At 65.7% G+C, this 6457-nt stretch carries 7 protein-coding genes; 1 reads left to right on the top strand and 6 read right to left on the bottom strand.

What is annotated here, in order from left to right; genetic code table 11:
* Positions 1 to 176: 176 nt before the first annotated feature.
* Genes phnA through HZS63_RS13630 form a run of 6 tightly spaced genes read right to left on the bottom strand, consistent with a single transcriptional unit; the run spans position 177 to position 5968 of the window.
* Positions 177 to 1418, bottom strand: a complete 1242-nt coding sequence (gene phnA / locus HZS63_RS13655) for a phosphonoacetate hydrolase (protein WP_180684541.1) — start codon at positions 1416 to 1418, stop codon at positions 177 to 179.
* A 5-nt stretch (positions 1419 to 1423) separates the two neighbouring features.
* Positions 1424 to 2542, bottom strand: a complete 1119-nt coding sequence (locus HZS63_RS13650) for an alkaline phosphatase family protein (RefSeq protein ID WP_180684540.1) — start codon at positions 2540 to 2542, stop codon at positions 1424 to 1426.
* Between the two features lie 19 nt (positions 2543 to 2561).
* Complete coding sequence (locus HZS63_RS13645) at positions 2562 to 3353, bottom strand: phosphate ABC transporter ATP-binding protein (protein ID WP_180684539.1); 792 nt, start codon at positions 3351 to 3353, stop codon at positions 2562 to 2564.
* 10 nt (positions 3354 to 3363) lie between these two features.
* Complete coding sequence (locus HZS63_RS13640) at positions 3364 to 4236, bottom strand: PstA family ABC transporter permease (protein WP_180684538.1); 873 nt, start codon at positions 4234 to 4236, stop codon at positions 3364 to 3366.
* Positions 4223 to 5107 carry a phosphate ABC transporter permease subunit PstC gene (pstC, locus tag HZS63_RS13635; RefSeq protein ID WP_180684537.1) on the bottom strand — a complete coding sequence of 295 codons (885 nt, stop codon included), beginning with the start codon at positions 5105 to 5107 and terminating at the stop codon, positions 4223 to 4225. Before pstC ends, HZS63_RS13640 begins: the two co-directional genes overlap by 14 nt.
* Entirely contained in the window at positions 5108 to 5968 is an 861-nt protein-coding gene (locus HZS63_RS13630; RefSeq protein WP_180684536.1) for a substrate-binding domain-containing protein, read from the bottom strand.
* A 113-nt stretch (positions 5969 to 6081) separates the two neighbouring features.
* Between HZS63_RS13630 and HZS63_RS13625 the strand changes: the two genes are divergently transcribed.
* Positions 6082 to 6457, top strand: a 376-nt coding sequence (locus HZS63_RS13625) for a GntR family transcriptional regulator (RefSeq protein WP_180684535.1), incomplete at its 3' end; no start/stop codon positions are given.

Raw genomic sequence — 6457 nt, 5'->3', positions numbered from 1 at the left:
CGGTTGAATTTCCTATCCGTGTCTATCCGTGTCGAGGAGCTTTTCTAGAGGAAGCAAGCAGGCGACGGGAAGATTACATAGGTTATAAAAAAGCCAACCCATATTCGAAAGAAATTCGATTACGCCCGTATCGTTTCCGAATCCCTGAAGCAGGTCCCACGACAGTCCCCTATCGATCAGTCCAGACGCCTGTTCAGCGCCAGGCTGAACGCATCAAAGTTACGAGGCTTGCGGTCAGCCGGCGGCGCTTCCGAACGGCGATTGAGCAACAGAGGCACGCGCTGTTCTGAGGTGCCGCCATGAGAGCGAAGTGGCTCCTTCAGTTGGCTAAGATCATGGCGATCTGGACGCGTACCCAAGGTCCAGTCGGACTCGGAAATCACGATCAATTCCCCTTCCCGGTCAGGCGGTAGTCCGAAGCGGACGCAGGCCTCGTCCCGTTCCAATACTTCATTCACGCCGGTGACGAGACGCAGGCGTGCAGCCACCATCGATGTATCGCCCAGTGAGGTCAGGTGGATTACGGCGAAACTGCCCAGGGCGCCGTGATGCACCACATAGGGATCAGTAATGGGGAGTACAACTCGGCAGTGATCCGCACCCACCCACTCATCAAGCAGGGGCTGCAGGTAGACCACATTGGGTCGTCCGGCGTCATCGTGCTTGGGCTTCATGCCGTGGTCGGCGGTGATGGCGATGGTGGCGCCGAGCGCGTCGAGGCGGCCCAGGTAGCCGTCCATCATCGCGTAGAAAGCGTTGGCCACCGGCGTGCCCGGCGCGTGCTTGTGCTGAATGTAGTCCGAGGTGGAAAGGTACATCAGGTCCCAGGGAGCGCTTTCCAGCAGGCGGCAGCCGGCGGCGAAGACGAACTCGGAGAGCTCGGCCGAATAGACCGAGGGCAAAGGCAGACCGACAAAGCCAAGGGCATCGGCAATGCCATGCTCGGCGACGCTCGTGCGGTCCGCCTTCTCCGAGGAAAAGCAGACGACTCGACCGGAATCCATGGGCAGGCCATGTCCCAGCAGGGTGCGGAGCTTGTCCTTGGCGGTGACGATGGCGATACGGGCCCCGGCGGCGGCGAAGGCGGCGAGCAGTGTGCCGCAGCGCAGGAAGGTAGGGTCGTTCATCATCACTTCCTCGCCGCTGGCCGGGTCGATAAAGTAGTTGCCGCAGATGCCATGGACGGCCGGCGGCACGCCGGTGACGATGGAGAGGTTGTTGGGATTGGTGAAGCTGGGAACGACGCAGTCGGCGCGCAGGTCCGTGCCCCGGGCCAACATGGCCTTGAGGTTGGGCATGAGGCCGGCGGCGATCGCCTGCTCGATGTAGGCGGGTTCGCAGCCGTCGACGCAGATGACGACGGTGGGGTGTTGCGGCCAGGCGTAGGCGCGGCCGTTGGCGGTGACGGGATTGTTCATGGTGGTCAGGCGAGGACGAAGTGGAGCAGATCGGCGTTGCGGCGGAAGCGTGCCGGCGGCGGCAGGTCCCCCCGCCAGTTGTGGATGATCAAGGGCACGTCGCTCTCGTGCAGGGAGCCGTGGGAGCGGTAGCCGGACTCCAGGGCTTCGTAGGGCCCGGGCAGTTCGCCGAAGACGGTGTCACGGTCGCCGGTCACCACCAGGTCGCCGATCCGCTCGGGCATCAGATCGAAGTCCCGCGCCGCCTCCTCGCGCGTGCGCACGCCCTCGATGCCGTCCAGTTGCAGCAGGGCAGCCTTGACCTCGGCGGCATCCTCGGCCCGTTCCAGCCAGACGTAGGCGGTGCCGCCGAAGGTGCGGTGATGCTTGACATAGCGATCTTTCTCGGCGGAAAGGGCGAAGCGCACCGGGTGGCCGTTGCCGCGCAGGGCCTTGTCCAGATCCCAGCAGCGGGTCTTGAAGTTCATGCCATGGTCGGCGGTGAGGAAGAAGGCCGCATCCGGCGCGGCGGCGGCGGCCTCGCCGATGAGGGCATCGAGGCGGGCGAGATGCTCCTGCGATTCCGGCCGCTCCGGCGCCCAGGCGTGCATCGGGTAGTCGGTCGTGTGCACATAGAGCACGCCAATGTCGGGCCGGGTCTTGAGCAGGTCGATGGCCACCTGCCAGAGCCAGTAGTTGATCTCTCGGCTGTAGATGTCTGGCGCGGGGCCGTAGCGGGCCACGTACTCGGCCGGTGGCCGTTCGGCGGCGATGGCGATCTCGGCCTCCCGCGCCAGCAGGTTGATGGATTTGACCTTGCAGGTCAGCAGGGCCGACTTGATGCCGCGGGCGGCAGCGCGCTGGGCCAGGGTCGGCCGTTGCAGGAAGTCGGCGTTCTCCATGTAGTCCGCCTCGCCGCTGGCCGGGTTGAAGTAGGAGTTGCCGGTGAGGCCGTGCTCCCTGGGCAGCGAACTGCAACTGATGGAGACGTTGTTCACGTTGGTCACCGTGGGCATGATGGCCTTGACCTCGGCTTCGAGTCCGGTGGCGGCCATGCGGCGCAGGGTGGGCAGGGGCTGGGCGGCGTAATAGTCGAGACCGAAGCCGTCGATCATGCCGACGACGATGCGTTGATGGTTGCTCATGGGATTTCCTCGCTGGGATTTAGCCGACCACGCCGGTGACGAAGTCGCGGACCACCGGATGGCGGGGGTCGCCCAGGACTTCGTCGCGGCTGCCGGTGTCGATGACCTCGCCGTCCACCATGAACACCGCCTCGTGGGCGACGCGCAGAGCCTGGGCGATGTTGTGGGTGACGATGACGATGGTGTAGTCAGCGGCGAGCTCCTTAACTAGGCCCTCGATCACCGAGGTTGAGCGCGGGTCGAGGGCGGAGCAGGGCTCGTCCATCAGCACCACGCTGGGTCGCACGGCCAGGGTGCGGGCCATGCACAGGCGCTGCTGCTGGCCCCCGGAAAGGGAGAGGGCGGAGGACTTGAGGCGGTCCTTGACCTCGGTCCAGAGGCCTACCCGTTCCAGGTATTCGCGGGCGTGCTCCACCGGGTCCCTTTGCAGGCCGTGGTAGCGGGCGCCGAAGAGCACGTTGTCGAGGATGGACATCTGGAAGGGCGTGGGCTTCTGCTGCACCATGCCGACGTGGGTGCGCACCCAGCTGGCGGAGACGCCGGGGCCGTAGATGTCGAGGCCGTCGAAAAGCACAGCGCCGGCCTGGACGTGGGCGCCCGGCACCAGTTCCAGGGTGCGGTTGAGCGTGCGCAACAGGGTGGACTTGCCGCAGCCCGAGGGGCCGAGGATGGCGCTGACGCGATTGCGCGGAAAGGTGACGTCCACGCCCTTGAGGCGAGTTGCGCCGGCATAGGCGGCGGTGACGCCCCTGGCCTCGATGGCGAAGCACGCTTCGCGGGCCGGCGGCGGGACTTCGAGAACGGCGTTCATGGGACTCCTTTCAATGGGCGCGGCGGCGCTTGAAGACTAGGGCGATCACCGAAACCGATAGCACCAGCGCCGCCAGGACCAGGGCTGAGCCGAAGGCATAGGGCACGGCGCCGATCTCGGCGGTGACGAAATAGAGGTGGGTGGGCAGGGCCATGACCGGCTTGCTGAGGGACACCGGTTCCTTGGTGAACACGGTGGCGGCGGTGAACAGCAGGGGCGAGGCGGCGCCCAGGGCGTGGATCGCGGATAGCACCACCTGGGTCAGGATCGCCGGCCAGGCCACGGGCCAGACCACGCGGAAGAAGAGATAGCTGTGGGATACGCCCAGGGCGTGGGCCGTCTCCCGTAGTACCGGGTCCACGGCGCGCAGGGCCTCGTGGGTGCCGATCAGGATCTGGGGCAGCATGACGAAGCCCAGGGTGATGGCGCCGGCGATCAGGGAAGTCTTGAGTTGGAAGGCCACCACCAGCAGGGCATAGCCGAAGAGGCTGTAGACCAGGCCCGGTACGGCGGAAAGGGATTCGATGCAGAAGCGCGCGCCATGTTCCAGCGCCGGCGAGCGGTTGAACTCGGCGAGATAGATGCCGCCACCCACGCCCAGCAGCAGGGCGGGGATCAGGCCGTAGCCGACCAGGGCGAGGCTGCCGGCAATGGCTGGCCAGATGCCGCCCTTGCCGTCCAGCGAGCCGCCGCTCGGGGGCGAGAACAGGAATTCTGGCGTTACCGCGCCGAGGCCATGCCAGAGCAGATAGAGAAAGATCGTGATCGGAATCAGCATGCCGATGCCGCCGGCGACCCAGGCCAGCGCGTGGTAGGCCAGATCGCTGGCCGCCGTGCGATGGCTCAGGCGCGAAGGTGGCGCGGCGAGTTCAGTGGCGCTCATGGCGCAGCAGTCCTTTCTTGAGCCAGATCACCGCGCCGTTGATCGCGATGACCATGAGCATCAGCAGCAAGCCGGCGGAGAACAGGGCGTGGTAGCGGTCGGAGTTGATGGCGGCTTCGCCCAGGTCGGTGGCGATCAGGGCGGTGATGGGTTGGCCGCGGCTGAAGAAGCCCTCGGGAAAGGCCGGTGAGTTGCCCGCCAGCATCAACACCGCCAGGGCTTCGCCCATGCCGCGTCCGACGCCAAGGATGACCCCGGCCAGCACGCCGGGCGCGGCCTTGCGCAGCGTGATGCGGGTGAAGGTGTACCAGCGGCTGACGCCCAGGGCGAGACCGCCCAGGCGCAGCTCGGCGCCAACAAGGGCGAAGGACTCGGCGGCGGTGGCGGCAATGAAGGGCAGCACCATCAGGGCCAGCACGATGGCGGCGCAGAAGAGGGTCTCCCCCGTCGGCAGCCAGTACTCCATGAAGGGCACGAGGGTGGTGTAGCCGACGAAGCCGTAGACCACGGCGGGGATGCCGGCCAGCAGTTGCAACACGGGTTCGGCCACATGGCGCACCAGCGGCGGCGCCACCTCGGCGAGGAAGACGCCAATCGCCAGGGCCAAGGGCGTCGCCATGGCGACCGCGAGCCCGACCACCATCAGCGTTGCCATCCAGGCGTGGCCGATGCCTAGCAGGGGCGGCTCCCCCGTCGGGTCCCAGCGGTCGAGGATGAGGAAACCGGCCAGGGTGGTGCCCGGTCCCGGCGGCAGCCGCGATTCCAGGATGACGAAGCCGATCACGAGGCCGAGCACGGCCACGCCGCCGGCGAGGGCGAACATGGCGCCGTAGCGCAGCAGTAGATCGGGCAGCCGCCGGGCGAGGGACATTTACTTGGCCGCCGCGACGGGGACGAAGCCTAGTTCCTTGACCACGGACTGGCACTCGCCCAGCACGTAGTCGAGGAAGAGCTGAACCTGGCGCGAAGGATTCGCCTTGGCAACGAGAATCAGGGGCCGATTCAGGGTGTACGCGCCGCTGACCATGTTCTCCTGGGTCGGTGCCACGCCATCCACGCCATAGGTGCGAACCTTGGAGTCCTTGCTGATGGCGCCGGCGGAGACGAAGGCGATGGCGGTGTCGCTACCTTCCAGTTTCTTGATGAGACCGGCCGTGGAGGGGAATTGCAGGCGCGAGGCGGCCAGACGATCCTCTTTCATCACGCGCTGCTGGAATATCTCGGTGACGCCGCCGGCCGCGTCGCGGGTCAGCAGCACGATGGGTTTGGCCGGCAGGCGCTTGTCGATCTGGGACAGTTTTTCCGTCTTGCCGGAGAAGATGGCGGCCAGCTCGGCGGAGCTGAAATCCTGCTTCGTCTTGGCCAGGGGGCTTTTCGCGCTGGTGGCGATGGCCACGGCGTCGCGGGCGAAGGCCTTGACCACCGGAGCGCCGAGTTCCTTGGTCTCGGAGTCCTTGAGTTCCCGGGCCACCATGCCGAGGTCGATGGTGCCGTTGAGCAGGCCCTTGACGCCAAAGCCTGAGCCGCCGCCGGTGACATAGATCACCACTTGCTGTTTGGGCAGGGATGCATCGGCCTTGTCCCAGGTCGGGTACTTCTCCATGAAGTGGGCGGAACAGCTGGAAATGATCGGCAGCGAGGTCGTGGAACCGCCGATACGGAGTTCCTGAGCCGAAGCGCCGGTGGCGCCAAGCAAGGCAAAAATAGAAACAGCGAGGACAGACGTGCGCATGACTACTCCTGGGCAGGTAGGATGAAGTCCTCGCATGCTAGAGGGTCAATATTGCAGATTGTTGACAATAGACAATCTGCAAAAAAGATCGGCGCCGGGTAACATGTTCAGTCATGAATCAGCCCGCTTCCCTCGCCTTGTTGAAGACTCACTCCTTGCCCTCCCTTGTCCAGGAGGAGTTGGAGCGCATGATCCTGGATGGCCGCCTCGTCCCCGGCGAACCTTTGCGGGAGGCTGCGCTGGCCGCGTCGCTTGGCGTCTCGAGAGGGCCGGTAAGGGAAGCTTTCCGTGCCCTGGAGGAAAAGGGGTTGGTGCTGGTGGAAAAGAACCACGGCGTCCAGGTGCGCACCCTGAGCCTGGAAGAGGCCGACGAGATTTACGAAGTCCGCATCTGCCTCGAAGAGTTGATCGGCCAGAAGGCGGCGGCGAGCGCCGATGTTGCCGGTCGCCGGGAACTCAAGGCCGTGCAGCTACCCTGCCAAGGCCCGA

Source organism: Tepidicella baoligensis (assembly GCF_013432195.1).
GTDB classification, from domain to species: domain Bacteria; phylum Pseudomonadota; class Gammaproteobacteria; order Burkholderiales; family Burkholderiaceae_C; genus Tepidicella; species Tepidicella baoligensis.
Note: the sequence above shows the minus strand (reverse complement) of the source record. Positions and strands in the feature narration are given on the sequence as shown.

What these genes read in the sequence shown, in the direction of transcription:
- pstC (WP_180684537.1), bottom strand. Translation starts at nt 5,107, where the DNA reads ATGTCCCTCGCCCGGCGGCTGCCCGATCTACTGCTGCGCTACGGCGCC.
- HZS63_RS13630 (WP_180684536.1), bottom strand. Translation starts at nt 5,968, where the DNA reads ATGCGCACGTCTGTCCTCGCTGTTTCTATTTTTGCCTTGCTTGGCGCC.
- HZS63_RS13645 (WP_180684539.1), bottom strand. Translation starts at nt 3,353, where the DNA reads ATGAACGCCGTTCTCGAAGTCCCGCCGCCGGCCCGCGAAGCGTGCTTC.
- phnA (WP_180684541.1), bottom strand. Translation starts at nt 1,418, where the DNA reads ATGAACAATCCCGTCACCGCCAACGGCCGCGCCTACGCCTGGCCGCAA.
- HZS63_RS13650 (WP_180684540.1), bottom strand. Translation starts at nt 2,542, where the DNA reads ATGAGCAACCATCAACGCATCGTCGTCGGCATGATCGACGGCTTCGGT.
- HZS63_RS13640 (WP_180684538.1), bottom strand. Translation starts at nt 4,236, where the DNA reads ATGAGCGCCACTGAACTCGCCGCGCCACCTTCGCGCCTGAGCCATCGC.